This window comes from Methylobacterium sp. HMF5984 (genome assembly GCF_045033435.1).
Taxonomy (GTDB): domain Bacteria; phylum Pseudomonadota; class Alphaproteobacteria; order Rhizobiales; family Beijerinckiaceae; genus Methylobacterium.
Genome location: NZ_JBJFLN010000001.1, coordinates 2903415 through 2929221, shown reverse-complemented (window position 1 = coordinate 2929221; position 25807 = coordinate 2903415). Strand labels below are relative to the sequence as shown.

The 25807-nt window shown below is 72.0% G+C and carries 20 protein-coding genes; 6 read left to right on the top strand and 14 right to left on the bottom strand.

What is annotated here, in order from left to right; all coding sequences use genetic code 11:
• Positions 1-70: 70 nt before the first annotated feature.
• Together trmFO and ACFZ8E_RS14185 are read left to right on the top strand one after the other, a co-directional pair.
• Positions 71-1519 carry a methylenetetrahydrofolate--tRNA-(uracil(54)-C(5))-methyltransferase (FADH(2)-oxidizing) TrmFO gene (trmFO, locus tag ACFZ8E_RS14190; RefSeq protein WP_405043021.1) on the top strand — a complete coding sequence of 483 codons (1449 nt, stop codon included), beginning with the start codon at positions 71-73 and terminating at the stop codon, positions 1517-1519.
• Between the two features lie 123 nt (positions 1520-1642).
• Positions 1643-2947, top strand: coding sequence for an MFS transporter (locus tag ACFZ8E_RS14185; protein WP_147727649.1), 1305 nt, complete (start codon positions 1643-1645; stop codon positions 2945-2947).
• 27 nt (positions 2948-2974) lie between these two features.
• Here the strand turns inward: ACFZ8E_RS14185 and ACFZ8E_RS14180 are convergent, their stop codons facing one another.
• From ACFZ8E_RS14180 to ACFZ8E_RS14160, 5 genes are all read right to left on the bottom strand, one after another.
• Entirely contained in the window at positions 2975-4393 is a 1419-nt protein-coding gene (locus ACFZ8E_RS14180) for a sulfatase-like hydrolase/transferase (protein ID WP_405043020.1), read from the bottom strand.
• Between the two features lie 156 nt (positions 4394-4549).
• On the bottom strand, positions 4550-5077 hold the full coding sequence (locus ACFZ8E_RS14175) for a GNAT family N-acetyltransferase (protein ID WP_147727647.1): 528 nt from the start codon (positions 5075-5077) through the stop codon (positions 4550-4552).
• Between the two features lie 84 nt (positions 5078-5161).
• The gene (locus ACFZ8E_RS14170) at positions 5162-7987 is read right to left on the bottom strand and encodes a PAS domain-containing protein (protein ID WP_405043019.1); all 2826 of its coding nucleotides are present in this window, start codon (positions 7985-7987) and stop codon (positions 5162-5164) included.
• 63 nt (positions 7988-8050) lie between these two features.
• Positions 8051-8848 (bottom strand): Crp/Fnr family transcriptional regulator, encoded by a 798-nt coding sequence (locus ACFZ8E_RS14165; protein ID WP_243948832.1) that lies wholly within the window; start codon positions 8846-8848, stop codon positions 8051-8053.
• Positions 8849-9024: 176 nt separating this feature from the next.
• Positions 9025-9885: a GH25 family lysozyme gene (locus ACFZ8E_RS14160; RefSeq protein WP_405043018.1), complete on the bottom strand. Its 861-nt coding sequence runs from the start codon at positions 9883-9885 to the stop codon at positions 9025-9027.
• Between the two features lie 203 nt (positions 9886-10088).
• On the opposite strand from ACFZ8E_RS14160, the gene ACFZ8E_RS14155 reads away from it, so the two are divergent.
• Positions 10089-10532, top strand: a complete 444-nt coding sequence (locus tag ACFZ8E_RS14155) for a DUF488 family protein (protein WP_147841730.1) — start codon at positions 10089-10091, stop codon at positions 10530-10532.
• A 95-nt stretch (positions 10533-10627) separates the two neighbouring features.
• Here the strand turns inward: ACFZ8E_RS14155 and mntR are convergent, their stop codons facing one another.
• A complete protein-coding gene (gene mntR, locus ACFZ8E_RS14150; protein ID WP_147727183.1) occupies positions 10628-11080 on the bottom strand; it encodes a manganese-binding transcriptional regulator MntR in 453 nt (150 codons plus the stop codon).
• A 245-nt stretch (positions 11081-11325) separates the two neighbouring features.
• Here mntR and ACFZ8E_RS14145 point away from each other — a divergent pair, with 245 nt between their 5' ends.
• Positions 11326-12669 carry an Nramp family divalent metal transporter gene (locus ACFZ8E_RS14145; protein WP_243985990.1) on the top strand — a complete coding sequence of 448 codons (1344 nt, stop codon included), beginning with the start codon at positions 11326-11328 and terminating at the stop codon, positions 12667-12669.
• Between the two features lie 151 nt (positions 12670-12820).
• Complete coding sequence (locus ACFZ8E_RS14140; RefSeq protein WP_405043017.1) at positions 12821-14044, top strand: ABC transporter substrate-binding protein; 1224 nt, start codon at positions 12821-12823, stop codon at positions 14042-14044.
• A gap of 277 nt (positions 14045-14321) precedes the next feature.
• Here the strand turns inward: ACFZ8E_RS14140 and ACFZ8E_RS14135 are convergent, their stop codons facing one another.
• The 4 genes from ACFZ8E_RS14135 to ACFZ8E_RS14120 are packed head-to-tail and all read right to left on the bottom strand — an operon-like array spanning position 14322 to position 18377.
• A complete protein-coding gene (locus ACFZ8E_RS14135; RefSeq protein WP_405044383.1) occupies positions 14322-15275 on the bottom strand; it encodes a D-2-hydroxyacid dehydrogenase family protein in 954 nt (317 codons plus the stop codon).
• Between the two features lie 15 nt (positions 15276-15290).
• Positions 15291-16835, bottom strand: a complete 1545-nt coding sequence (locus ACFZ8E_RS14130; RefSeq protein WP_243985984.1) for an ABC transporter permease — start codon at positions 16833-16835, stop codon at positions 15291-15293.
• Entirely contained in the window at positions 16832-17500 is a 669-nt protein-coding gene (locus ACFZ8E_RS14125; RefSeq protein WP_243933172.1) for an ATP-binding cassette domain-containing protein, read from the bottom strand. Before ACFZ8E_RS14125 ends, ACFZ8E_RS14130 begins: the two co-directional genes overlap by 4 nt.
• A gap of 7 nt (positions 17501-17507) precedes the next feature.
• A complete protein-coding gene (locus tag ACFZ8E_RS14120) occupies positions 17508-18377 on the bottom strand; it encodes a putative selenate ABC transporter substrate-binding protein (RefSeq protein ID WP_405043016.1) in 870 nt (289 codons plus the stop codon).
• 232 nt (positions 18378-18609) lie between these two features.
• Here ACFZ8E_RS14120 and ACFZ8E_RS14115 point away from each other — a divergent pair, with 232 nt between their 5' ends.
• Positions 18610-18816, top strand: a complete 207-nt coding sequence (locus ACFZ8E_RS14115) for a hypothetical protein (protein ID WP_147841738.1) — start codon at positions 18610-18612, stop codon at positions 18814-18816.
• A 54-nt stretch (positions 18817-18870) separates the two neighbouring features.
• On the opposite strand, the gene pgl is transcribed toward ACFZ8E_RS14115, so the two are convergent.
• The 4 genes from pgl to tkt all read right to left on the bottom strand — a co-directional run bounded on the left by pgl (position 18871) and on the right by tkt (position 25788).
• The gene (pgl, locus tag ACFZ8E_RS14110) at positions 18871-19602 is read right to left on the bottom strand and encodes a 6-phosphogluconolactonase (protein WP_243935957.1); all 732 of its coding nucleotides are present in this window, start codon (positions 19600-19602) and stop codon (positions 18871-18873) included.
• Entirely contained in the window at positions 19599-20579 is a 981-nt protein-coding gene (gene gnd, locus ACFZ8E_RS14105; protein WP_243933167.1) for a phosphogluconate dehydrogenase (NAD(+)-dependent, decarboxylating), read from the bottom strand. The genes pgl and gnd overlap by 4 nt, the downstream gene beginning before the upstream one ends.
• A gap of 97 nt (positions 20580-20676) precedes the next feature.
• The gene (locus ACFZ8E_RS14100) at positions 20677-23529 is read right to left on the bottom strand and encodes a bifunctional transaldolase/phosoglucose isomerase (RefSeq protein ID WP_405043014.1); all 2853 of its coding nucleotides are present in this window, start codon (positions 23527-23529) and stop codon (positions 20677-20679) included.
• 171 nt (positions 23530-23700) lie between these two features.
• On the bottom strand, positions 23701-25788 hold the full coding sequence (gene tkt, locus ACFZ8E_RS14095) for a transketolase (protein WP_405043013.1): 2088 nt from the start codon (positions 25786-25788) through the stop codon (positions 23701-23703).
• Positions 25789-25807: the final 19 nt, after the last annotated feature.

The following is a 25807-nucleotide window of genomic DNA, read 5'->3' as shown; positions in this document are numbered from 1 at the left end:
CGCGGCTGAAGCTCCCGGACGTGCGCCGGCCCGTTGCCTCGGGCCGGCTCGTTCCGGTATCTGCAGGGGCATGTCCCAAGCAAGCGCGCCCATCCACATCGTCGGCGGCGGCCTCGCAGGCTCGGAAGCCGCCTGGCAGATCGCCGAAGCCGGCCACCACGCGGTGCTGCACGAGATGCGGCCGGTGCGCGGCACCGAGGCCCATCACGGCGAGGGCCTCGCCGAGCTCGTCTGCTCCAACTCCTTCCGCTCCGACGACCCGAACGGCAACGCCGTCGGCCTCCTGCACCAGGAGATGCGGACGCTCGGATCGCTGATCCTGCGGGCGGCCGACCGGCATCAGGTTCCGGCCGGCGGCGCGCTCGCGGTCGACCGCGAGGGGTTCTCCGCCGCCGTCACCGCCGCGCTCGAAGCGCACCCCAACGTCACCATCGTGCGGGAGGAGGTCGCCGGGCTGCCGCCGGAGAGCTGGGGGCCGTGCATCGTCGCCACCGGCCCGCTCACCGCCCCCGCCCTCGCCGAGGCGATCCGCACCATCACCGGTGCCGACGCGCTCGCCTTCTTCGACGCCATCGCCCCGATCGTCCACCGCGACTCGATCGACATGAGCAAGGCGTGGTTCCAGTCGCGCTACGACAAGGTCGGGCCCGGCGGCACGGGGGCCGACTACATCAACTGCCCGATGGACCGAACGCAGTACGACGCCTTCATCGCGGCGCTGGTCGGCGGCGAGAAGATCGGCTTCAAGGAGTGGGAGGCCTCGACGCCGTACTTCGACGGCTGCCTGCCGATCGAGGTGATGGCCGAGCGCGGCCCCGAGACCCTGCGCCACGGCCCGATGAAGCCCGTCGGCCTCACCAACCCGCACGATCCCCAGGTGAAGGCCTGCGCGATCGTGCAGCTGCGCCAGGACAACGCGCTCGGCACGCTCTACAACATGGTCGGCTTCCAGACGAAGCTGACCTATTCCGAGCAGGTCCGCGTCTTCCGCACCATCCCCGGCCTCGAGAACGCGGAGTTCGCCCGCCTCGGCGGCCTCCACCGCAACACCTACCTCGACAGCCCGCGCCTGCTCGACGCGACCCTGCGCCTGAAGGTGCGCCCGTCGCTGCGCTTCGCCGGCCAGATCACCGGCTGCGAAGGCTATGTCGAGAGCGCGGCGATCGGCCTGATGGCCGGGCGCTTCGCGGTGGCGGAGAACCGGGGCGGGGCGCTCGAGCCCCTGCCGCAGACGACCGCGCTCGGCGCGCTGATCGCCCACATCACCGGCGGCCACATCCTCGACGACGTGCCCGAGGAGGCGGCCAAGGAGCCGGGCAAGCCGCGCTCGTTCCAGCCGATGAACGTCAATTTCGGCCTGTTCCCGCCGCTCGCCGCGATGCCGCGCAACGAGACCGGCAAGCGCCTGCGCGGGCCGGAGAAGGCGATGCTCAAGCGCCAGGCCCTGACCGACCGGGCGCGCGCCGACCTGTCGGCCTGGATCGCCGGCACGACGCCCCAGGCCGCGGCGGCCGAGTAGCGCCCCCACGTTCAAGCGCGCGAAAAAGTCCCCCGATCGGCGACATCGCGACTTGAGCCCGCGCCCGTCCCGGCGAACAGTGGCGCGGACGGCGCAGGCCGGATCGCGGGACGAGGCGCAGCCGTGGCGGGACCTTACGAAAAATCCTCCGGGTCGACGGTCGGGGCGGTGCTCCGCGTCACCAGCGGCAACTTCCTGGAGATGTTCGACTTCTTCCTGTTCGGCTTCTACGCGACCCACATCGCGAAGGCGTTCTTCCCGGCCGGCGACGAGTTCGCCTCCCTGATGCTGACCTTCATGACGTTCGGTGCCGGCTTCCTGATGCGGCCGCTCGGCGCCGTGCTGCTCGGCGCCTACGTCGACCGGGTCGGGCGCCGCAAGGGGCTGATCACCACGCTGGCGATCATGGCCGCCGGCACGGTGCTGATCGCCTTCGTGCCGGCCTACGCCACCATCGGCCTGCTCGCCCCGGCCCTCGTCCTGATCGGCCGGCTGCTCCAGGGCTTCTCGGCGGGTGTCGAGCTCGGCGGCGTCTCGGTCTACCTGTCGGAGATGGCGACGCCCGGCCGCAAGGGCTTCTACGTGTCCTGGCAATCGGGGAGCCAGCAGGTGGCGATCATGGCCGCCGCCGCGATCGGCTACGGGCTGAGCCACGCGCTGGTGCCGGAGCAGATGTCGGAATGGGGCTGGCGGGTGCCGTTCCTCATCGGCTGCGCGCTGGTGCCGTTCCTGTTCTACATCCGCAACTCGCTGGAGGAGACCAAGGCCTTCGCCGAGCGCAAGCACCGGCCGGAGGCGGCCGAGATCTTCCGGACGCTCGCGACGAACTGGCGGATCGTGCTGCTCGGCATGCTGATGGTCGCGATGACCACGATCGCGTTCTACACGATCACCGTCTACACGCCGACCTTCGGCAAGAGCGTCCTCAAGCTCACCGACACCGACAGCCTGCTCGTGACCTTCTGCGTCGCGGTCTCGAACCTGTTCTGGCTCCCGGTGATGGGGGCTCTGTCCGACCGGATCGGCCGCAAGCCGCTCCTGATCGCGTTCTCGGCGCTGACCCTGCTCACCGCCTACCCGGCGCTGACCTGGCTCGTGGGTCACATCAGCTTCGGGGCGATGCTCGCCGTGCTGCTGTGGTTCTCGTTCCTCTACGGCAGCTACAACGGCGCGATGGTGGTGGCGCTGACCGAGGTCGTTCCGGTCGAGGTCCGCACCGCCGGCTTCTCGCTCGCCTACTCGCTGGCGACCGCCCTGTTCGGCGGCATGACGCCGCTCGTCGCCACGTGGCTGATCGCGGCGACCGGCGACAAGGCCGCGCCCGGCCTGTGGATGTCGCTCGGCGGCGCCCTGGGACTGGTCGCGACGCTGGTGATCTATCGCGGGCGCGGGGCGATGCCGGCCGGGATGCCCGCCGCGGCCCGGTGAGCCGCGCGGCGATCCGCCGGTCGGAAGCTATTGCGGGGATGCCGTCCGGTACAGGACGGGCGTCGCCGGATGGCGCGGCGCGAGCCGGATCCAGGGAACCCGGTCCGGCTCGAAGCGGACGCGGGCCGCCCGGCGCCAGAGCGGCGGGGCATGATCGCCGACCAGGAGGATCTCCGTACCCGGATTGCGGATCGCGAGACGCGAGACCGCCGCGAACAGGTCCTCCCAGATCTCGGCCATCGCGCAGACCTCCGGATCGCCGAAGGGCCCACCGGTCTTGCAGTCGTGGCGCGGCGTCGCCTCCCCGGGCCTGACCGGGACATGGGAATTGAGCGTGACCCAGTACACGAACAGCGGCTGCGTCGCCTTCGACAGCCGGTCGTCGATGGTTTCGGCGATGTCGACGTCGCAGGGGCCGACGAACGCGCCGCCGCAGTGCCGCGTGTAGGCCGAGGTCGCGGTGTCCTGGAACACGCTTCGGACGAAGCCCGCCTTCGGGTACCAGGACGACCGATCGTAGAAGGCGCTCGTGAACCCGTGGACCGAGACGGTGCGGTAGCCTCGCGCGGCGAGCTGGGCCGGAAGGCAGGTCGGTCCGTGCCCGTCGAGGAGAACGGTGTAGGCCGAGCGCGAATGGCAGAGCTCGCGCATCTCCCCGTACGAGGTCGCCCCGGAGAAGCTCGTCGTGCCGGTCGTGATGCTGAAGGCCTCCCTCAAGGCCGCGTCGTCGAAGGCGGAGAACAGCACCTCCCTCTGGCGCGGGTCGCGCAGGACGCCCAGGCTCTCGACGAGCACGAGAAGGACGTTCGGCTTCCGCGGCGACGGCTCCGTCAGGGCGGCGAAGCCCGACGCCTGGACCGCGGATTGGAAGGGCTGACCGATGGCGGCGGCCGGGCCGAGAGAAAGGCTGGCCGAGCTGTTGATCGCGATGTCGGCGAACAGGAATCCCGACACCGCCAGGGCGAGGACGATCCTGTTGCCTCGGGCCATGGGTGCCCTGTAGCGCACGAGGAACCACAGGCCGGCCGCGACGAATGCCGTCAGGGCCGCCGTGAGCCCCGCATAGAGCGGCGAGCTCAGCAACCGGACATGCGTCAGGGCATCGAGGTTGTGATGGATGGATCCGATGTCGAGGAAAAAGATCTCGGTGACGATCATCAGCAGGTCGAAGGCCACGACCGTGAGGTAGAGCGGCACCACGGCGAGGGGCGGCAGCCGGATGCCGACCAGGATCACGACGACGTAGGCCGCGATCGGCGCGGATCGTGCCGGAATGCCGATCCAGAGGCTTGCCAGGATGGCCAGCGCGTTCGGCAGGAGCAGGGCGCCGACGACGAGAAGCAGGGTCGGCCCGGCCTGCGCGATGCGGCGGCGGACCGCCCAGCCGCCGACGCGTTCGCGCATGGTTTCGCGCGCGTCGACGAAGCCGTTTTCCGCGCTGTCCATGCCCGCGCCCCACCTCAAGTCCGTGGAGCATGTTCCTATGTATCGGTTATCACGGTCCTAATCTGCACGCGAACCCGGTAAATTTGCCCAGACGATCGAAATCGTTCCCGCCTTGCCGAGGTCTGGCGGGCGGGCGTCGGGACGCGCGAGCCCTCCTCAGATCGCCCGCCGCGCCATCAGCCGCCGGCCCGGGCGGTGCCCCTCCTCGCCGGTGTCGCGGAACCCGAGCTTGGTCAGGAGCCCCCAGGAGGCGACGTTGCCGGGACGGCACTCGGCAACGATCGTGCGGGCCGGAAAGCGCAGCGACAGCGATCCCAGGATGCCCGACACCGCTTCCGTGGCGAGGCCGCGCCCCCGGGCGGCGCCGCCGACCCAGTAGCCGATCTCGACCGCCTCGGTTCCGCGCAGGTGCGTCCCGACCACCCCGACCAGGGTTCGGCCCTCGCGCGTCCGGGCGCCGAAGAACCGATCCTCGCGGCGGCGTCCCGAGGCGATGAGCCTGCGGGCATCCTCGAGCGTGAAGGGCGCGGGCAGGAAATCGACGGCGCCGGTGATCGCCGGGTCGTCGGTGAGGCTCCGCAGCGCCTCCGCATCGCCCGGAATCAGCACGTCGATCGACAATCGCGCGGTCTCCAGACCGGGCAGGTCGCACAAGCTGTCGCTTCGGGCGCGGCGGAAGAACATCTCGGAGGATGTGGGATCGGACGACGGATACCGTAAGAGACGCTTTGGCGGGGCGGTCTCATCCCGCGCCGACCCGGGCGCGGCCTACTCCACGGCCTGGAAGCCCGACAGCGGTGCCTCGACGCGGCAGACGACCCCGTCGGGCTCGTAGGCGAGGCCGACCGCGCCCCCGACCGCGCCCGCGAGCCCGCGCTCGATCAGCCGCGACCCGAAGCCCTTCCGCGTCGGCGGCGCGACCTTGGGACCGCCGCGCTCGGTCCACAGCATCCGCACCATGGCGTCGGCATCGAGCGACCACGTCACGGCCACGCGGCCGCCGGGCACCGAGAGCGCGCCGTACTTGGCCGCGTTGGTGGCGAGCTCGTGCATCATCAGCGCCAGCGACAGCGCCGCCTTCGGGCCGACCTCGATCTCCGGCCCGTCGAGGGCGAGGCGCCCGGCCTGGCCGTCGTCGTGGATCGCCAGCGCCCCGGCGATCACCGCGGCGATGCCGGCGCTCTCGCGCGCGCCCGTCAGGAGGATGTCGTGCGCCTTGCCCAGGGCGATCAGCCGGGCGGCGAGCGCCTCCTTGGCGCTCTCGAAATCGGGGGCGTTGCGCAGGGTCTGCGACGCGATGGCCTGGACCATCGCGAGGGTGTTCTTGAGGCGGTGGCTGAGCTCGCGGTTACGGAGCGCCTGCTGGTCCTCGGCCTGGATGCGCCCGAGCGTGCCCCAGAGCCGCTCGGCGACCTCGCGCACGAAGGCGATCTCGCCGGCGGCCCAGGCGCGCGGCGCGCGGTCGTGGACGAACAGTACCCCGGCGAGCCGGCCGAGCCGCGTCAGCGGGACATTGATCGCGGCCCGTGCGCCCATGCCGGCATAGGCCGCGGCATCGCCGGCCAGCGCCGGATCGGCGATATCGGGGATCGCCTGCGGCAGGCCCGAGGCCAGGCGCGCCAGGGTCTCGGGGAAGGCGGTGAGCGGGCAGGGCGGCGGCGGGCCGGCCGGATCGGCGTCCGCCGCGGTCCAGGCGGCCTCGACCTGGAACACGCCGCCCGCGACATCGACGGCGCCGTAGCCCGCCCGCGTCGCCGGAAGCGTCGCGCCGAGGATCGCGGCGGCGGCACCGATCGCCTCGGTCCGGCCCGAGGCGTCGCGCAGCGCGTCGCCCAGCGCGATGAGCGCACGGTGGCGCGCCTCGGTGGTGCGCTCCAGCGTGATGTCCTCGATCATCGCGGTGGTCTGGAGCCGGTCGCCCAGCGCCTGCGACACGAGGTTGACCCGGGCCCAGATGATGCGGCCGTCGGCACGGCGGTAGCGCTTCTCCAGGGTCTCGCGCAGGACCTCGCCGGCGGCGAGGCGCCGGTGCAGGGTGTCGCGCTCGGCCGCATCCTCCTGCGGGGTCCACAGCGCCACCGACCGGCCGACGATGGCGGCGGCCGGCGCGCCCCAGATGGCGCAGAGCTTGGCGTTGACGCTCAGCACCTCCAGGCTGTGCGGATCGAGCTGGACGATGCCGACGTTGGCGCCCTCGAAGATCGCGCGGACATCGGCCTCGGCGCGGTTGCGCTCGCTCAGGTCGAGCATCGCGCCGACCATGCGCACCGGCGTGCCGTCCGCGTCGCGGATCACGTAGCCGCGGTCGAGCACGTCGGCGTGGCGTCCGTCGGCGCGCAGGAAGCGGTATTCGAGGCTCCAGGCGTCGCTCCCGCTCCGGATCGCGGTACCGAGCGCCGCCTCGACCCGGTCGCGGTCGGCCGGGTGGACCTGCGCCAGCCACCATGCCCCGGTGGCGGCCTCGCCGTCCGGAGCCCAGCCGTAGGCGGTCTGGAGCGCCTCGTTCCACGTGACCGTGTCGGCGACGAGATCCCAGTCGCGGATCGCGTCGCTGGTCGCCCGCGCGATCAGGCGGTAGCGCTCGCGGACGGCCTCCGAGGCGAGGTCTGCGACCTTGCGCGCGGTGACGTCCCGGACGCTCCCGACGATCCGGTTGGCCCGGCCGCCGGCGAGCACCGGACGGCCGCAGATCGCGACCCAGAAGGGCGCATCGTCGGGCCGCGCCAGCCGGTAGTCGCCGCGGAACCGCCCGTCGCCCTCCGGGTCGAGGGCGGTGCGCAGGTCGGCGGCGGCCCGCATCCGGTCGTCCGGGTGGATCGCCCGCAGGAAGTTCCGCGCCAGGTTCGCTGGCTGCGCCGCGTCGAGCCCGAGCAGCCGGAGGGCGTGGGCATCGCAATCGAGGCGGTCGGCGAGCGGGTCGTAGTCCCAGATCCCGATCTTGGTCGCCTCGATCGCCAGCCGCATCAGCAGCGCGCTCTCGCCGAGGCGGACGGTGGTGGCGGCGCGCGCCGCGAGGGCTTGGCGCTGCCGGGCGAGGCGCGCCTCCCGACGGTCAAGGGCGGCGCGGCTCTCCAGCAGGCCGACCGTGCGGCGCCCGAGCGCCCGGAAGGCCGCCTCCTGGCCGGGCGCGAGGCCGGCGCGCGGCAGGGTGTCGAGGACGCAGAGCGTCCCGAGCGGGACGCCGTCGCGCGAGACGAGGCGGAGCGCCGCGAGGAAGCCGAACGGGAGCGCGCCTCCACCGGGCCCCGCGCCCCGGTCGGCGAGGACGCGGAGGTCGGGCAGGACGCAGAGGTCGTCTCGGAAGATGTCGCCGTGGGGGAGGACTTGTCCCTGGCGGACGCCTCCGCCCCGATCGAGCCCCCCTCGCGAGAGCAGCCGTGCCAGCGCCCGCCCGTCGGGCGCGGCGATCCCGAGGCGTGCCGCCACCGCCAAGCCGTCGCCGTCGACGAGGCCGAGGAAGGAGGCCGGCGCACCGAGGAGCGCACGCGCGAGCAGCACGGTGTCGTCGAAGCCGGTCTTGGCCGGATGCGCTCCGGAATCCGCGCGGGGCGCGGCCCGTACCGGTCGGTCGGGAAGGGCGGACGGGGCGCTCACCGCGGCGTCCGCGGCGATCCGCACGCCGCGGCGGCCTCGGGCCTTGGGATGGGGAAGCGGGGTTCAGCGCGCCGCATCCCGCCTCCTTCCGCCCTCGTCGCGGTCGGTCGCCGCCGCGCGCTCCGACGCGCCGCCGACGGCGTGGATGCTGCCGAGCACGGTGTCGTAGTGGCGGCGGACGACGCCGTGGCACTCGCAGGCGGCGTCCACCATCGCGGTGCGGTCGAGGATCGTGATGCGGCCGCGCCCGACGCGCAGCAGGCCCTGCGCCTGCAGCGTGCTGAGGATGCGGGTGAGATAGGTGCGCTGGACCCCGAGCATCGCGGCGAGCTGCTCGTGGGTCACGGGCAGCACGTCGCCGTCGATCCGGTCCTGGAGGGTCAGCAGCCAGCGCAGGCAGCGCGCCTCGATCGGGTGCAGGGCGTTGCAGGCCACCGATTGCAGCACCTGCGCCAGCAGGCAGTCGGCGTAGCGGGTGAACAGGGCGCGCAGGCTCGCCGAGCGGCGCTTGGCCTCCTGCAGGCGCGCCGCATCCAGGCGCAGGGCCGGTCCGCCGACCTGCACGACCGCGCTGGTGGAGGCGGGAACCCGGCCGTCGCTGACCGCGCCGCCGACGGCGCCCTCGCAGCCGATCGTGGCGGTCTCGGCGCTGCGGCCGTCCTGCATCGCGATCAGCAGGGTCACGACCGTCTGCCGGCAGGGAAACGTGATCGCGCCGACCTCGGCGCCGGTGGCGAAGAGCACGTCGCCCTTCTCGTAGGCGGCCGGCTCGAGATGCGGCGCCAGCAGGGCGCGGTCGGCGCCGCGCAGGCTCTCGAGCAGGCGGTTGCCGTCGAACGGGGAGGAAGACGCGACCGACATGCGATTCGACGGTGGAGGGCGGATCGTCACAACCTACAGGAGCGACCCGGCCGCAGTCCGTCCATTAGTGGACAGAAGACGCGCGAATTCGATGATTTTTCGACATTTGCGCGCGGCTGCGCCGGCGCGATCGCGCGTCGGCGGGAAGCGCTTTCAGAGGGGTGCCGGCCGGCTTTCTACTTGCCGGTGCAGAGGCCCTGCTCGGAGAGGCGGCGGTGCTCGCGTGGGTCGCAATCGGTCGAGAGGAACGAGGCCCACTCGGCCGGCGTCCCGTAGAAGGCGTTGCGGTCGACGTCGCCGCGCACCCCCGGCACGCGGCCGGTCGAGGTGAACTGCCACAGCATCCACTTGCGGTTGGCGAAGCGCTGCTCGGGCTCGGCTGCGGTCGAGCGCAGCCAATGCGGGTAATCCGGCAGCTCGCCCTCGAGCACGTCCTTGTGGAAGGTGATGTCGGTGTAGATGATCGGCCGCTTGCCGGTGTACCGCTCCATCTCCTCGAGCATGTAGGTCGTCATCGCCAGGGCCTGCGCCTTCGGCAGCTTCTTCGGGCAGGTCTGCGAATGGCCGTTCCACTCCACGTCCAGCACCGGGGGCAGGGCGGTCGGGTCGTTGGGGACGTTCTTCTTGAACCAGTCCATCTGCTCCTTGGCCGAGCGGCACCAGAACACGAAGTGGTAGGCGCCGCGCGGCACGCCCGCCTGGCCGGCGGCGTCCCAGTTGGCGCGGAAGCGGTCGTCGACGTGGTCGCCGCCCTCCGTCGCCTTGATGAAGGCGAACTGGGTGCCGGCGGCGCGCACCGAGGCCCAGTCGACCGGTCCCTGCCACTTCGAGATGTCGATGCCCTGGATCGGATGGCTCTTGGCCCGCGCGACGCCCGGATGGGGCTTCGCGTCGCCGTTCGTCGGGTAGAAGTCGTTGTTGGAGGCGCAAGCCGCGAGGCTCGCCAGAAGCGTCGCCGCCAGGATGCGCTTGGCGACCGCGCGCAGGGCGGCCGAGGTCGAGGCGAGATCCACGGGACGAGCATTCCTCAGCGACATCGATGCCCGGCCCGCCATCTGGTGAAGCGCCACAACAGAGCTATTCGATGGCCCCGGGGCGGTTAACAGACTTTTGCCGTCAATGCGGCGGAATTCCGGAACCCGTGTCGGACGAGACACATGACCGCGTGGAGCGCGTCCGCGCCGGCCCGCGCGCCGCGGGTTAAGTCACGCTGCCGCCACGCTTCTTCGGAGGGCTCGGGTTGGGTAAGGTTCTGTTCACCATAGGCTACGAAGGGCTCGATCCGGAGCGCCTGACCGCCGCGCTCCGCGAGGCCGGATGCGGCCTGCTCGCGGACGTGCGGGCGGTCGCCAACTCGCGCAAGCGCGGGTTCTCGAAGGGGGCGCTCAAGGCCGGGATCGAGGAGGCGGGCCTCGCCTACGCCCACCTGCGCAGCCTCGGCACGCCGAAGGCCGGGCGCGAGGCGGCCCGCGGCCACGACGCGGCGCTGATGCGCAGGATCTACTGCGAGGCCGTGCTCGACACCGCCGACGGCGGCCTCGCCCTCGATGCGCTCGCCGGGATGGCCGAGGCCGCGCCGACCTGCCTGCTCTGCTTCGAGCGCGACCCCGAGCGCTGCCACCGGCGCGTGCTCGCCGAGCGCCTGGAAGCCCGCGGCTTCACCACCGTCGACCTGTTCGGGTGAGATCCGCCTTCGGGGGCGACGAGGCTCGGCCGCAGGCGCGAACGTGGGCCGCCGCTGCGGCGGATGCCTCCGACCCGGGTCGAAGGCGCCGAGCGTCACGCGTCGGGCCGGCCTTCGCAGAAGCGCCGGAACGCCTCCAGGGTCTCGCCGCTGACATGGTGCTCGATGCCCTCGGCGTCGCGCCGCGCGGTCTCGGGGCTGACCCCGAGGGCGCACAGGAAGCGCTCGACGATGCGGTGGCGCTCGCGCGCCTGGCTCGCGAGCGCCCGTCCGGCCTCGGTGAGGAACACGCCGCGATAGGGGCGCTGCTGCACGAGGCCGTCCTCGGCCAGCCGCTTCAGCATCTTGGCGACGGTCGGCTGCGCCACGCCGAGGCGGGCGGCGATGTCGACCTGGCGCGCCTCGCCGCCGTCGCCGATCAGGTCGGCGATCAGCTCGACGTAGTCCTCGACGAGCTCGGAGCGCCGGGCCTCGCGGGCCTGCCGGAAGCTCTCGACATGGACCTCCGGGTCGATGAGCGCGGGCTCGGATCGTGGCGGATCCTGCATGGTGCCGGCTCTCTCCCCCCTTGGGCAGGTCGCGCGGAAACGCTTTGCGGTTTCGCGCCCGAAGCCTGCGATCACACCCATAGGCCGGGCGGCTGCGGCGCAGGCAGCCTGTTTAGCAAAAGCGGCGCGGAAGGGGAGCCCCGGGCGCGCGCAAGATTCGATCTTGACCTTGAGCCCGAGCACATCTTTATAGCTCATGCTATAAAGCGCGCGGCACGGGGCCGGGCAGGATCGCGGCGACGTTCATGGACCAACCCATCGCGGACACGCCGGCCGGCGGCCGGACCGCACCGCAGCGCGACAGCCTGAGCCTCCGCACGGAGCGGCGCATCCGCGACGTGCTCGACGGGCGGGCCGTCGGGCGCGGCCGCTTCCTGCTGTTCACCGGGCCGGCCGTGATGGCGTCGATCGCCTACATGGACCCCGGCAACTTCGCGACGAACATCCAGGCCGGCGCCAAGTACGGCTACGGCCTGCTCTGGGTGGTGCTCGCCGCCAACCTCGTGGCGATGCTGTTCCAGGCGCTCTCGGCCAAGCTCGGCATCGTCACCGGCCGCAACCTCGCCGAGCTCTGCCGCGACGAGTTCCCGAGGCCGGTGCGGCTCGCGATGTGGGCGGTGAGCGAGCTCGCCGCGATGGCCACCGACCTCGCGGAATTCCTCGGCGGCGCGATCGGCCTGGCCCTGCTCACCGGGATGCCGCTGTTCGCCGGCATGGTGGTCACGGCCGTCGTCACCTACGCGATCCTGCTGCTCGAGCGCGGCGGATTCCGCTGGATGGAGATCGTCATCGGCGCGATGGTGGCGACCATCGGCCTCTGCTACGCGATCGAGCTGTTCATCGCGCCGATCGCCTGGGCCGACGCGGCCAGGGGGCTGACGACGCCGCGGATCCCGGACGCCGAGGCGCTGACCATCGCCGTCGGCATCATCGGTGCCACGGTGATGCCGCACGCGCTGTTCCTGCATTCGGGGCTGACGCAGGGACGCGGCGGGGTCCGCAACGACGCCGACCGGCGCCTGCTCCTGCGCTACTCGAACCGCGAGGTGGTGGTGGCGCTGGCGCTCGCCGGCCTGGTCAACATCGCCATGGTGATCATGGCGGCGGCCGCCTTCCACCTCGGCCACAGCGAGGTCGCCGAGATCGACCAGGCCTACAGGACGCTGACGCCGCTGCTCGGCCCGGCGGCCGCGGGCGCGTTCCTGGTCTCGCTGATCGCGTCCGGCGTCTCGTCCTCGGTGGTCGGCACGATGGCCGGGCAGATGGTGATGCAGGGCTTCCTGGGCTGGCGCGTGCCGCTGATCGTGCGGCGGCTGGCGACGATGGTGCCGGCCTTCGTGGTGATCGGGATCGGCGTCGACCCGACCCGCGCGCTGGTGCTCTCGCAGGTGGTGCTGTCGCTGGCGCTGCCGGTGCCGATGATCGCGCTGGTGCTGTTCACCCGCCGCCCGGACCTGATGGGCGCCTTCGCCAACCGGCGGGCGACGCAGGTCGCGGCGGTGGCGGGCGCGGCCCTCGTGCTCTGCCTCAACGCGGTCCTGCTGGCGCAGGCGTTCGGCGTGCCGGTCCCGGGGCTGGCGGCCGGCTGAGGCCGCCCGTCCGCGCGCACCCCGGTTACAGCCGGCCCGATCCGGCACGACGGACGGCTGACAGGCGGCCGCCTTTCGCGCTCAATGGCGTCCGGACGCGAAGGCCGAGCGGCGATGAACGCTGCCGGCGGCGTCCCTCGGGAGAGACGCCATGATCCGCCACCTCGTCACCGCGGCCGCCTGCCTCGTCGGCGCGCACGCGGCGCTCGCACAGGAGAAGACCGCCCCGGCGGACCTCGCGACCGTCAAGATCGGCGTGCTCAACGACCGCTCGGGGGTCTATTCCGACTCCACCGGCGAGGGCGCGGTGATCGCCGCGCGCCTGGCGCTCGAAGACTTCAAGCCGGCCGAGCACGGGCTGACCGTCGAGATCGTCTCCGCCGACCACCAGAACAAGCCCGACATCGGCGCCGCGCTGACCCGGCAATGGTACGATCGCGACGGGGTCGACGCGGTGTTCGACGTGCCGACCTCCTCGGTGGCGCTGGCCGTCAACGCGATCACCCGCGAGAAGAACAAGGTGTTCGTGAATTCCGGCGGCGGCACGCCGGACCTCACCGGCGCGCAATGCACCCCCAACACCGTGCACTGGACCTACGACACGGTGGCGCTCGCCACCAGCAACGGCAAGGCGATGCTGAAGCGCGGCGGCGACACCTGGTTCTTCCTCGCCGCCGACTACGCCTTCGGCCTGGCGCTGGAGCGCGACACCCGCGCGGTGGTGCTCAAGAACGGCGGCACAGTGCTCGGCACCGTCAAGACGCCGTTCCCGACCGCCGACTTCTCCTCGTTCCTGATCCAGGCGCAGGGCTCGGGCGCCAAGGTGATCGGCCTCGCCAACGCCGGGGGCGACGCCGCCAACGCGATCAAGCAGGCGCACGAGTTCGGCATCCGCGAGAGCGGGCAGGCGCTGGCGGCCCTCCTGATCTCCTCGACCGACATCCACGCGCTCGGCACCACGATCGCCCAGGGGCTGACGCTGACGGAGGCGTTCTACTGGGACCTGAACGACCAGACCCGCGCCTTCTCCGAGCGCTTCGCCAAGCGCGACGGCGGCCGCAAGCCCACCGCCTACCAGGCCGGCGTCTACGGCGGCTTCCTGCACTACCTCAAGGCGGTGGCCGCGCTCCATTCGGCGAAGGACGGCGCGGCCGTCGTCGCCAAGATGAAGGCGATGCCGACCGACGACCCGCTGTTCGGCAGGGGCACGATCCGCGCCGACGGGCGCAAGATCCACGACATGTACCTGTTCGAGGTCAAGAAGCCCGCCGAGTCCAAGGGCGAGTGGGACCTCTACAACGTCCTGGCGGTCAACCCCGGCAACGAGGTGTTCCGCCCGCTGGCCGAGGGGGGCTGCCCGCTGGTGAAGGGGTGAGCCCGGGGCAGCGCTCCGTGGCGCCTTCTCCCAGGGGGAGAAGGGTGGGATGAGGGGCGTGACCTCTCCGTAGGGGTCTCATGCCTCGACCCGCGAGCGCTCGGGGTGGGGGAGCTTACTCCTTCCGCTCATCGGTGCGGAAGGGGCGAATCCGATAGCCTGGAACCCGAGAACCGGCGTGAGAGGTGCAGCCTCTCCGGACGACGCACGCCCCTCATCCTGTCCTTCTCCCCCTGGGAGAAGGGACCCGCGGGCGATCCGGCGACGATCGCGACCGTCACCCGATCACCCGCACCGGCGCGCCGTCGAGAAACCCTTGGATGTCGGCCACCGCCTCGGAGAAGTAGGTGCGGTAGTTCGCCTCGCTGACGTAGCCGAGATGGGGCAGGGCCAGCAGGTTCGGCAGGCTGCGCCAGGGCGAGTCCGCCGGCAGCGGCTCGGTCTCGAACACGTCGAGGCCGGCCCCGCCGATCCGCCCGTCCCGGAGCGCGGCCTGCAGCGCCGGCCCGTCGACGAGGCCCGCCCGCGCGGTGTTGATCAGCAGGGCGTGGGGTTGCATCAGCGCCAGCGCCGCGGCGTCGACGAGCCCGCGGGTGCGCTCGCCCAGCACCAGGTGGATCGAGACCACGTCGCTCCCGGCCAGCAGGTCCGCCTTGGACGGCGCAAGCGCGACGCCGGCCTCCGCCGCCCGCTCCGCCGTGAGGTTCGGGCTCCAGGCCGAGACCGCCATGCCGAAGGCCTGGCCGATGCGGGCGACGCGGGTCCCGATCTTGCCGAGCCCCAGGATGCCGAGGCGGCGGCCGGCGAGATCCGCGCCCACGCTCGTCTGCCAGCCGCCGGCCCGGAGCGCGTTCGCCTCCGGCACGACGCGGCGGGCGAGGCCCAGGATCAGCGCCCAGGTCAGCTCCACCGGCGGCTCGGAACCGCTCGCCGTGCCGCAGACGGTGATGCCGCGTGCCTTGGCCGCCGCGAGGTCGATGCTCGCGTTGCGCATGCCGGACGTGACCAGGAGCTTCAGCTTCGGCAGGCGCGCGAGCAGGGCGGCCGGGAACGGCGTGCGCTCGCGCATCATCACCACGATCTCGCACTCGGCGATGGCCTCGACCAGCGCGTCCTGCGTCGCGAAGCCCGCGCGGAAGGTCCGCAGCGCGACCCGGTCCCGGACGGGAGACCAGTCCGCCAGCGTGGTGGCGACGCCCTGGTAGTCGTCGAGGATCGCGCAGTTGAGCATGGTTGGCATCCGATCTCAGGCCCGGGCGGGCGCCGGCGGGGGGCCCGTCACCGGGTCGGCGAGCCGCGTCGGCAGGGTGTTGATGCGCAACGCCGTCCGCAGCGCCCGCGACGCGGCGTCGACCGCGACCGTCATCGCGGCGGTGGCGGCGATCAGCACCACGGCGACGTCGAGGCGCAATTCCGAGATCGCGGCGTCGACGTAGTAGCCGAGCGTCGCGACGCCGAGGATGCCGAAGATCGCGCTCTCGCGCAGGATCAGCTCCCAGCGGTAGAGCAGGTAGGCGAGGAACTGCCCGTAGAGCCGCGGCACGGTCTCGTAGGCGTAGAGGTTCAGGCCGCGCGGCGCGTCCGCCCGGTAGGGCAGCGCGTCGGCGTGGCGGCCCATCAGATAGCCGACGATGCCGGCGTTGTGGATCGACAGCGCGAGGATCGCCGGCAGCATCGAGGGGCCGAGCATCTGCAGCAGCACGTAGGCGAGCATGTATTCCGGCGTCGAGCGCAGCACCACGAGGAGCACGCGCCCCGCGGGCGACCCGAACCGGCCGGAGAACCGGCGCGACACCAGCGGGAACAGCACGAGCGCGCCGAGGGCGGTGGCGACGAGGGCGATCTGCGCCAGCACCAGCGTCTGCACCGCGCCGGGGAGGATCTGCCCGGTCAGGATCGGCACGAACCAGGCCCAGAGGCGGGGCAGGGTTTCGGGATCGAGAAGGCTGGCGCCGCGCAGGGGCGCGGGGACGACGTCGTGGGTGAGGAAGCGGAGGAGGCTGGCGCCGACGTTCGTGGTGCCGATCGTGGCCGGCAGCGCCAGCGCGCTCGCCGCGATCAGCACCGGCACGGACCCCACCCGCACCCAGAGCCGGCGCGAGCCGATCAGCGCGTAGAACACCAGGAGCAGCGCGCCGGCCTCGGCGTAGCGCCCCTGCCGGAAGGCGGATTCGAGATAGAACCCCATGGTCGGCAGGCCGATGAAGCCGAGCACCAGGGTCGAGCGCATGGCGCATTCGAAGCGGTAGAGCGTGTAGTGCCGGAAGGACCCGGCGACCTCCGGCAGGCGGGCGTAGAGGAAGGCGGAGACGCTGCCCGTGCCCTCGGGCAGCACCCGCAGGGCCGAGAGGTCGGCCTCCTCGATGATCTCCGAATAGACCTTCGCGCAGATGCCCGCGTAGGGCAGGGCGATGGCGAGGATGCCGGTGGTGGCCGAGAGCCCGAACACCTGCATCAGCAGCAGCGCCCAGAACAGCTCGTGCACGGCGCGGAGCCCGGCGCAGAGGAGGCGGATGCTGCGGAACCGCGCGAAGGGAATCGCCAGCAGGAACCCGGTGCCGGCCCCACACGTCACGCCGAGCACCGCGAAGGCGACGGTGTAGACGACGCTCCAGCCCTCCACCGAGAGCAGGTCCGGCCGGATCAGCCCGGCCAGCAGGCGCTGGAGATCGGCCCAGGGGTTCAAGCTGGTGACGTGCAGGTCGGCGAGAAACAGCGCGGCGAGCGCCGCGGCCGCGAACCAGCGGCTGACGGCGGCGTAGCCCGGGGCGGAGCGCTGCCGCCCGATCACGCCGCCGCCTGGTAGAAGGGGCTCAGCGCGGCGGCGTCGAGGGTGCGGGCCGGCGCGTCCAGGACGATGCGGCCGGCATCCAGCACCACGATCCGGTCGGTGTGGGCGAGCGCCAGCGCGACGTCGTGGAGGGCCACCACCAGGGTCTCGTGGCTGCGGGCCATCTCGGCGAGCACCGCGGCGCCCTGCATCCGGTCCAGCGCCGAGACCGGCTCGTCGCCGACCAGGATCGGCCGGCCGTTGTAGAGCGCGCGGGCGACCGAGACCCGCTGCTGCTGCCCGCCCGACAGCGCGCCGGCCTTGTCGCGGATCTTCTCCGCCAGCCCGACGCGGGCCAGCACCGCGCGGATCTCGGCGAGGTCGGCGGCGGCGGGGAAGGCTAGGGTGCGCAGGTTGTGCAGGGTCGAGCGGCGGTCGAGCCGGCCCATGTAGACGTTGTGGAACACCGACAGCGTCCGCACGAGCGCGGCCGCCTGCGGCACCAGGGCGACCCGCTCCGGGGCCTGCGCCTGGATCAGGCCGATCAGCGTCGACTTGCCGGCGCCGGAACGCCCCATCAGCGCGACCCGCTCGCCCGCGCGGACCGTCAGGTCGATGCCGGAGAGCACCGCGCGCCCGTCGTAGGCGGCGCTCGCGTTCGTCAGCCGGATCGCAGGTTCGGCCATCGTCGGGTCAGTCGAGCAGGCCGGTCGACCGGCCCACCGCGATCAGCGGCGCGTAGGCCGCGTTGTCGACGGGGATGAACTTCGAGCGGCCGAACGGCGCGAGGATCGCCGGATCGGTGATGCCGACGAGCGCCGCCTTCAGCCGCGCGGTGAAGCCTTCGCCGTAGATCGCGTCGACGTCGCCGCGGACCGTCCACTGGTAGTCGGGGAAGGTCGGGCTCTCCCAGATCACCGAGACCGCCTTGGGGTCGACCTTGCCGGCCTTGGTGTCGAGATCCCAGACCGAGTAGTCGACCGCGCCGACGGCGAAGGCCCCCGACTGGACGAGCTGGATCGTCCGGCTGTGATCGCCCGAGAAGCCCACCGTCGGGAAGACCTGCTCGGGGGTCTTGCCGGGAAAGGCCTGCCGGATGAAGTATTCCGGCATCAGCCGCCCCGAGGTCGAGGCGCGCGAGCCGAAGGTGAAGCTCTTGCCGGCGATATCCGTCGGGAAGTCGGCCGCCTTCGCAAGGCCGGTCTTCGCGTTGGCGATGAGGTAGGTCTTGAAGGCGGCATCCTCGGCCCCTTGCGCGATCGCCTGCGAGCCCGGCACGGCCTTGCGGGCCTGCACGCCGGTGAAGCCGCCGAACCAGGCGAGCTGCACCTGCCCGTTGGTGAAGGCGGTGACGGCCGCCGGATAGTTCTTCACCGGGATGTAAGTCACCGGCACGCCGAGCTTGCCTTCGAGGTAGGCCGCGACCTTGCCGAAGCGCTCGACCAGCCGGCTCTCGTCCTGGTCGGGGATGCCGGTGAACACGAAGGCGGGCTTGGCGCCCTGCGCCGTGGCCGGCCCCGCGACGGCGACGCCGGCGAGCGCTGCCAGGACCAGAATCCGCACCCCGTCGATCATAGCGTCCCTCTCGGCCGTCCCGAAGACGCCTGACCTAGCAGAGCACCGCCCCCCGACGCCATGGCCGCAGGTGCATCGCCGCCGCGGGACTTCGTGGGCGAGGCGCCCGCCTCGGATCTCCCCCGGTGCCGTCGGTCACGATGCCTTGAGCAGATGGATACCCGCCTGCCCGAAGCCCGTTCGGGCACGACGATCGCATCCTCGAGAAAGCCATCCCGACATGAAGACCCTCCTCCTCGGCGCGACGCTGGCCCTCGGCCTCCTGGCAGGATCGAGCCTGCCGGGCCACGCCGCCGCCGGCGACGGCCTCGACCGCAACGCGGCGGCGACCGGCAACAGCACCTTCGCCGGCCAGCATCGGACCGCGCGCATGGGCAGCATGACGGCACGCAGGCCGATGATGCGCCGTCACCGCCGCCATCGCTGAGCCGATCCCCGCGGGCCGCCGGTCAGGGGCCGGCGGCCCGCGGGGGCGGTCCCGTCACGCGGCCGCGGCCGCATCGAGCAGCCAGGCGATCCGGCCCTGGCTCGTCACCCGCCCGGCCGGGAGATCCTCGCCCGCGGCGAGCCGCCGGAGCGCCGCGCGCTTGCTCTCGCCGCTCACCAGGAACAGGACCAGGGCGGAGGACGCGAGCGCCGGATAGGTCAGCGTCACGCGGGGCACGAAGGGCGCGAGCCCGGCCTCGGGCACGGGGGCGACGAGCCTGGCCGTCTCGGACAGGGCCGGCTTGCCCGGGAACAGCGAGGCGGTGTGTCCGTCCTCGCCGAGCCCGAGCAGGACGCAGTCGAACAGCGGGCGGCCCGGATCGAGCCGGTCGGCGCCGTAGAATTCCAGGAGCGTGCGCGCGTAGGTCTCGGCCGCGGCCTCGGGCCCCGCGTCGGTCGGGATGAAGTGCAGGTGCGCCGCCGGCACCGCCGTGCCGTGGCCGAAGGCCTCGCGGACCATGCGGACGTTGCTGTCGGCGTGGTCCCACGGCACCGCCCGGTCGTCGCCGAAGAACCAGTGGACCCGGTCCCACGGCACGCGGCCGACATGGTCCGGGCCGGCCAGCAGCGCATAGAGCCGCTTCGGCGTCGAGCCGCCGGACAGGGCGATCGCGATCCGCTCGGATCGGGAGGCCTCGCAGGCGGCGATCAGGCGCTCCGCCGCCTCGTGGGCCACGGCGTCGGCATCGGGCAGGACCACGGCATCGGGCGGCAGCGCGGCCGTCATGACTTCTTGGGCTCCTGGTGCCCGCCGAAGCCCTTGCGCATCGCCGACAGCATCTTGTCGGCGTAGGAGGCGTCCTCGCGCGAGCGGAAGCGGCGGTAGAGGGCGTTCGAGAGCACGGTGGCCGGGACGGATTCCTCGATCGCCGCATTGATCGTCCAGCGCCCCTCGCCGGAATCCTCGACGTAGCCGGAATAGTCGTCGAGCTTCTCGTCGGTCGCCAGCGCGTTCGCCGTCAGGTCGAGGAGCCAGGACGAGACCACGCTGCCGCGGCGCCAGACCTCGGCGATGTCGCCGAGGTTGAGGTCGAACCGGCGCTCGGGCGGCAGGTTCTCGCTGTCGGCGTGCTTGAGGATGTCGAAGCCCTCGGCATAGGCCTGCATCAGCCCGTACTCGATGCCGTTGTGGATCATCTTGACGAAGTGGCCCGCCCCGCTCGGGCCGGCATGGATGTAGCCCTGCTCGGCGCGGGGGTCGCGCCCCTCGCGGCCCGGCGTCCGCGGGATGTCGCCGATGCCGGGCGCCAGCGTCGCGAAGATCGGATCGAGCCTGCCGACGGCGGCGGTGTCGCCGCCGATCATCATGCAGTAGCCGCGCTCCAGCCCCCAGACGCCGCCCGAGGTGCCGACGTCGACGTAGTGGATGCCCTTGCCCTTGAGCTCGCCGGCGCGGCGCACGTCGTCGCCGTAGAACGAGTTGCCGCCGTCGATGATCACGTCGTCGGCCTGCATCAGGCCGGACAGGGTCTTGACGGTTCCCTCCGTGATGGCGCCGGCCGGCAGCATCACCCAGGCGGCCCGCGGAACGTCGAGCTTGCCGACGAAGTCCTCCAGGCTGTCGGCGCCGACCGCGCCGGCCTCGACCAAAGCCTTCACCGCCTCCGGGTTCTGGTCGAAGACCACCGCGGTGTGCCCGTCGCGGAGGAGGCGCCGGACGATGTTGCCACCCATCCGGCCGAGGCCGATCATGCCGAGCTGCATTGGTTTGGCACTCCGTTTGAGACTCTATCGGGGTCGGGCCCCTCATGCCCGGCGGCGCCCGCGTGGCGGAGCCGGGCGCGATCGTGCGTCGGGTCGCTCAGCCCGCGGCGGCGGTCAGGGCCGCGGCGATCCGCTTGAGGCCCGCCGGGACGTCGCCGCCCTTGATGTGGATCCGCAAGGCGCGGCGCCCGCGCTCGGACAGCACCGACAGGTCGCCGCGCGCCTGCGCCGCGACCACCGTGCCGAAGCCGAGCTTGCGCCCCGGAATCGCGAGATCCTCGGTCGGATCGGCGGTGATCTGCACGAACACGCCGCTGTCGGGGCCGCCCTTGTAGGCCTGCCCCGTCGAGTGCAGGAAGCGCGGCCCGAACTCGAGGCAGGTCGCGACGTGCTTCGCGTCGCGGATCGCGAGGCGGGCCTGCTGCAGCGTGGCGTGGTTCGCCGCGTTGCGGGGCACGTAGGCGAGCAGCGCCAGGTAGTCGCCGGCCTTGAGCCGGGCGACCTGCGCCTTGAGCCCGGCCTCGAGGCCGTCCGTCGCCGCCGCCGGCAGCGCACCGGCATTGGCCGGGTCGGCGTAAAGGGCGATGGTCTCGTCCTCGAACACCGGCGTCTCGGGCGGCAGCGCGCCGCTCGCCTCGGCGGCCTCGAACAGCTTCTTCGTCTCGATCTTGCTCGCCTCGACGTCGGGCTGGTCGAACGGGTTGATGCCGAGCAGGGCACCGGCCACCGCGGTCGCCATCTCGAAGCGGAAGAACTCCTGCGGCAGCTGCTCCACCGTGTCGAGGGTGATGCGCACCACCGGATGACCGTCGCGCTCCAGGCCGCGCAGGGTCTCGTCCTGGCGCTCGTCGGCATGGCCGTCGAGGCGCAGGTAGACGAAGACGCGGTCGTGGCCGTAGGCGGCCGGCACGTCGACGGGCTCGCCGTCGATCGGGATCAGGCCCTTGCCCTGCTTGCCCGTCGATTCCGCGATGAGCTGCTCGGCCCAGCCGCCGAAGCTCGCGATCGCCGGCGAGGCGACGATCGTCACCTTGTCGCGGCCGGCCAGCCCCGCAGTCCCCATCGCGGCGCCGAGGAGCACCCCGGGGTTCTCGGTCGGCGGCACGGCCGGGCCGCAGGAGCGCACCATGATCCGCGCCCGCTCCAGGAAATCCTTCACGTCGATGCCGATGCAGGCCGCCGGCACCAGCCCGAAGGCCGAGAGCACCGAGTAGCGCCCGCCGATCTGCGGCACGCCGTGGAAGATCTGCCGGAAGCCGTCGGCCTCGGCCTCCTTCTCCATGGCCGAGCCAGGATCGGTGACCGAGAGGAAATGCTCGCCGGCCCGGTCGCCGACGACCGCCTTCATCCGCGCCAGGAAGTAGTCGCGGAAGACGTTCGGCTCCAGCGTCGAGCCGGATTTGGAGGCGACGATGAACAGCGTGCGCGGCAGGTCGAGGGTGGCCTCGAGCGCACGGACCTCGTCGGGATGGGTCGAGTCGAGGATCGAGAGCTTGGGGAAGCCGTCGCGGTTGCCGTAGGTCAGGCCGAGCACTTCCGGGCCGAGGCTCGACCCGCCCATGCCGAGCACCACGACGTCGCTGAACGCCCGGCTCCGCACCCAGGCCGAGAGCGCGGCGTAGGCGTCGGCGCGCTCCAGCTCGTCCTCGACGATGCGGAGCCAGCCGAGCCACTTGTCCTCGTCGGCGCCCGACCAGACCGTCGTGTCGTGCGCCCAGAGCCGGCGGATCGCGCCGCTCGCGCGCCAGGCCTCGACCGCCTTGCCGGTCTCGGTCGCGAGCGCGTCGCCGAGCTTGAGGCTCTGGCCGTCGAGCCGGTGGCCGAGCAGCGCCACGCGCTTGCCGGCGACCGCGCCGAGCAGCTTGTCGGCGGCGTCGATGAACAGCTGCACCCCCTCCTCGACCAGCTGCCGGGCCACCGCGTCGATGTCGATGCCGGCCTCGGAAAGGCGCGCCATCACGGCCTCCGCCCCGGCCACGTCCTCCTCGATCGCGTTGCGGACCTCGCCGTGGTCGCGGAACGCGTCCATGGTCGCCGGCGGCATGGTGTTGACGGTGTTCGGGCCGATCAGCTCCTCGACGTAGAGCACGTCGCGGTAGGCCTTGTTCTTGGTGCCGGTCGAGGCCCAGAGCAGCCGCTGCGCCTTGGCGCCCTTCTCGGCGAGCCCCGTCCACGCGGCCTCCCCGAACACCGCCTTGTAGCGCTGGTAGGCGAGCTTGGCGTTGGCGATCGCGACCTTGCCCTTGAGGTGCTCCAGGGCGGCCTTCTGGTCGGGGTCGTTGGCCGCCGCGATCTTCTCGTCCAGCAGCTTGTCGACGAGCACGTCGATGCGGCTGATGAAGAAGCTCGCGACGCTGGCGATCCGCGAGACGTCGCCGCCGTTGCGGGCACGCTCCGCGAGCCCTTCGACGAAGGCGCGGGCGACCTTCTCGTACTCGCCCTGCGAGAACAGCAGGGTGACGTTGATCGAGATGCCCTCCGCCGTGAGCTGGCGGATCGCCGGGATGCCCTCCGGCGTCGCCGGCACCTTCACCATCAGGTTGTCGCGGCCGACCGCCTTGTGGAGCCTGCGGGCCTCCTCCAGCGTCTCCTCGGTCTGCAGGGCGAGGTAGGGCGACACCTCGAGGCTGACGTAGCCGTCGGCGCCGTCGGACGCCTCGTAGACCGGGCGCAGCACGTCGGCCGCCGCCTGGATGTCGGCGATGGCCAGGCCCTCGTAGAGGTCGATGACGCGGCTGTCGCCCTGCTCCATCACGCCCTTGAGGCTGGCATCGTACTCGTCGGAATGGCCGATGGCCTTCTCGAAGATCGACGGGTTGGAGGTGACGCCGCGCAGGCCGTCGTTCTCGACCAGCGCCTTGAGCTCGCCCTTGGCGATGAAGCCGCGGGCGACGAAGTCGAGCCAGACCGCCTGATCCTGTTCGGTGTGCAGGGCCTTGAGCGCGTTCATGTCGATGCCTCGCAGATCGTCGGTCTTCACGTCGTCGATGCCGGCCGGGCCTGGTCGGCCGGCCTCGGCGGGTCTGTCTTGGTCGGTATGTCTTGGTCGATATGTTCTGGGGATCAAACACACGACCCGGGTCTTGGCTCCGGCACGGAACGCAGACCCGGGTCGCGGCCGCTAGGGCTTGCGCGCGCCCCGGTGCTTGGCGATCTGGTCGCGGGCGGCCAGCAGCACCTTCTCCGGGGTGAAGCCGAACTTGGCCTGCAGGTCCTTGATCGGCGCCGAGGAGCCGAAGGTGTGCATGCCGATGATCGTGCCGGCCGAGCCCGCGTAGCGGTCCCAGCCGATCGCCGAGCCCTGCTCCACGGCGACGCGGGCCAGCACGGCCGGCGGCAGCACGCTCTCGCGATAGGCCTCGTCCTGACGCTCGAACAGGTCCCAGGACGGCATCGAGACGACGCGCGCCGTCACCCCCTCCGCGACCAGGCTCTCGTAGGCCTGCATGCAGAGCTGCACCTCGGAGCCCGAGCCGATCAGGATCACCTCCGGCGTGGCGTCGCCGCCCGCGAGCACGTAGCCGCCCTTGGCGACGCCCGACGCGCTGGCGAACTTGGTGCGGTCGATCGTCGGCAGCGGCTGGCGCGAGAGGGCCAGCACCGCCGGCTGGTCCTTCAGCGAGAAGATCACGCGGTAGGCTTCGGCCACCTCGTTGGCGTCGGCCGGGCGCAGCGTCACGAGCCCGGGGATGCAGCGCAGGCTCAGGAGCTGCTCCACCGGCTGGTGGGTCGGCCCGTCCTCGCCCACGCCGATCGAGTCGTGGGTGAAGATGTGGAAGACCGGCAGCTCCATCAGCGAGGCGAGCCGCACCGCCGGGCGCATGTAGTCGACGAAGACCAGGAAGGTCGCGCCGTAGGCCCGGAGGCCGGAGAGCCCGAGCCCGTTCACGATCGAGCCCATGGCGTGCTCGCGCACGCCGAAGTGGATGTTGCGGCCGCCCGGCTCGAACGGGGTGAGCGAGCCCGCCCCCTCGAAGGTGAGGTTCGACTTGTTCGACGGCGCGAGGTCGGCCGAGCCGCCGAGCATGAACGGCACGTGCTGGGCGATGGCGTTCAGCACCTTGCCGGAGGATTCGCGGGTCGCGAGCCCCTTGGCATCGGGCTCGAAGACCGGGATGTCCCGGTCCCAGCCCTCGGGCAGGCGGCCCTCGAAGAAGGCGTCGAGCGATTCCGCGTGCTCGGCGTCGGCCTCCTTGGCCGACGTCAGGAAGCCCTGCCACTGGTCGTAGAGCTCGGCCCCGCGCTTGCCGATGTTGTCGGCGAAGTTCTGCTGCACCCCGTCCGGCACCAGGAACTGCGCGTCCTCCGGCCAGCCGTAGGCGCGCTTGGCGCCCTTGACCTCGTCCTCGCCGAGCGCGTCCGAGTGGGCCTTCGCGGTGTTCTGCTTCTTGGGCGCTCCGAAGCCGATGATCGAGTTGACGACGATGATGGTCGGCCGGTCGCTCGACTGCAGGAAGGTCTCGATCGCGGCCGAGATCGCGTGCACGTCGTTGGCGTCGGCGACCCGCAGCACCTGCCAGCCGTAGGCGAGGAACCGAGTGGCGACCTCCTCGCCGAAGGCCAGCTCGGTGTGGCCCTCGATGGTGATGGTGTTGTTGTCGTAGATCCAGCACAGGTTCGACAGGCGCAGGTGCCCGGCGATCGAGGCGGCCTCGGAGGCGACGCCCTCCATCAGGTCGCCGTCCGAGCAGATAGCGTAGACGTTGTAGTCGAACAGCGGCAGGTCGGGCTTGTTCAGGTGCTCGCCGAGGTAGCGGCCGCCCATCGCCATGCCGACGGAGTTCGCCACGCCCTGGCCGAGCGGCCCGGTGGTGGTCTCGACGCCGGTGGTGAAGTGGTATTCCGGGTGGCCGGGGGTGCGGCTGTCGAGCTGGCGGAAGGACTTGATGTCGTCGAGCGTCACGGCCGGCGCGTTGCCGCCGTCGGTCTCGGCCACGTTGGCGAGGTGCAGCAGCGAATAGAGCAGCATCGAGGCGTGTCCGCAGGACAGCACGAAGCGGTCGCGGTTCGGCCAGTGCGGATGCGCCGGATCGTAGCGCAGGTAGCGGTTCCACAGGGTGTAGGCGACCGGCGCCAGCGCCATCGGTGCGCCGGCGTGTCCCGAATTCGCCTTCTGCACCGCATCGATCGCCAGCGTGCGGATCGTGTCGATCGAGAGCTTGTCGATCTCGGAAAGCGCCGTCTTGGGCGCGGTGTCTGCTCCGCTCATGATGTCGTCTTTCCCGTTG

Excerpts from the sequence above, each read along its gene's own strand:
- trmFO (WP_405043021.1), top strand. The coding sequence starts at position 71 with ATGTCCCAAGCAAGCGCGCCCATCCACATCGTCGGCGGCGGCCTCGCA.
- ACFZ8E_RS14180 (WP_405043020.1), bottom strand. The coding sequence starts at position 4,393 with ATGGACAGCGCGGAAAACGGCTTCGTCGACGCGCGCGAAACCATGCGC.
- ACFZ8E_RS14175 (WP_147727647.1), bottom strand. The coding sequence starts at position 5,077 with ATGTTCTTCCGCCGCGCCCGAAGCGACAGCTTGTGCGACCTGCCCGGT.
- ACFZ8E_RS14165 (WP_243948832.1), bottom strand. The coding sequence starts at position 8,848 with ATGTCGGTCGCGTCTTCCTCCCCGTTCGACGGCAACCGCCTGCTCGAG.
- ACFZ8E_RS14160 (WP_405043018.1), bottom strand. The coding sequence starts at position 9,885 with ATGTCGCTGAGGAATGCTCGTCCCGTGGATCTCGCCTCGACCTCGGCC.
- mntR (WP_147727183.1), bottom strand. The coding sequence starts at position 11,080 with ATGCAGGATCCGCCACGATCCGAGCCCGCGCTCATCGACCCGGAGGTC.
- ACFZ8E_RS14145 (WP_243985990.1), top strand. The coding sequence starts at position 11,326 with ATGGACCAACCCATCGCGGACACGCCGGCCGGCGGCCGGACCGCACCG.
- ACFZ8E_RS14140 (WP_405043017.1), top strand. The coding sequence starts at position 12,821 with ATGATCCGCCACCTCGTCACCGCGGCCGCCTGCCTCGTCGGCGCGCAC.
- ACFZ8E_RS14135 (WP_405044383.1), bottom strand. The coding sequence starts at position 15,275 with ATGCTCAACTGCGCGATCCTCGACGACTACCAGGGCGTCGCCACCACG.
- ACFZ8E_RS14125 (WP_243933172.1), bottom strand. The coding sequence starts at position 17,500 with ATGGCCGAACCTGCGATCCGGCTGACGAACGCGAGCGCCGCCTACGAC.
- ACFZ8E_RS14115 (WP_147841738.1), top strand. The coding sequence starts at position 18,610 with ATGAAGACCCTCCTCCTCGGCGCGACGCTGGCCCTCGGCCTCCTGGCA.
- pgl (WP_243935957.1), bottom strand. The coding sequence starts at position 19,602 with ATGACGGCCGCGCTGCCGCCCGATGCCGTGGTCCTGCCCGATGCCGAC.
- gnd (WP_243933167.1), bottom strand. The coding sequence starts at position 20,579 with ATGCAGCTCGGCATGATCGGCCTCGGCCGGATGGGTGGCAACATCGTC.
- ACFZ8E_RS14100 (WP_405043014.1), bottom strand. The coding sequence starts at position 23,529 with ATGAACGCGCTCAAGGCCCTGCACACCGAACAGGATCAGGCGGTCTGG.
- tkt (WP_405043013.1), bottom strand. The coding sequence starts at position 25,788 with ATGAGCGGAGCAGACACCGCGCCCAAGACGGCGCTTTCCGAGATCGAC.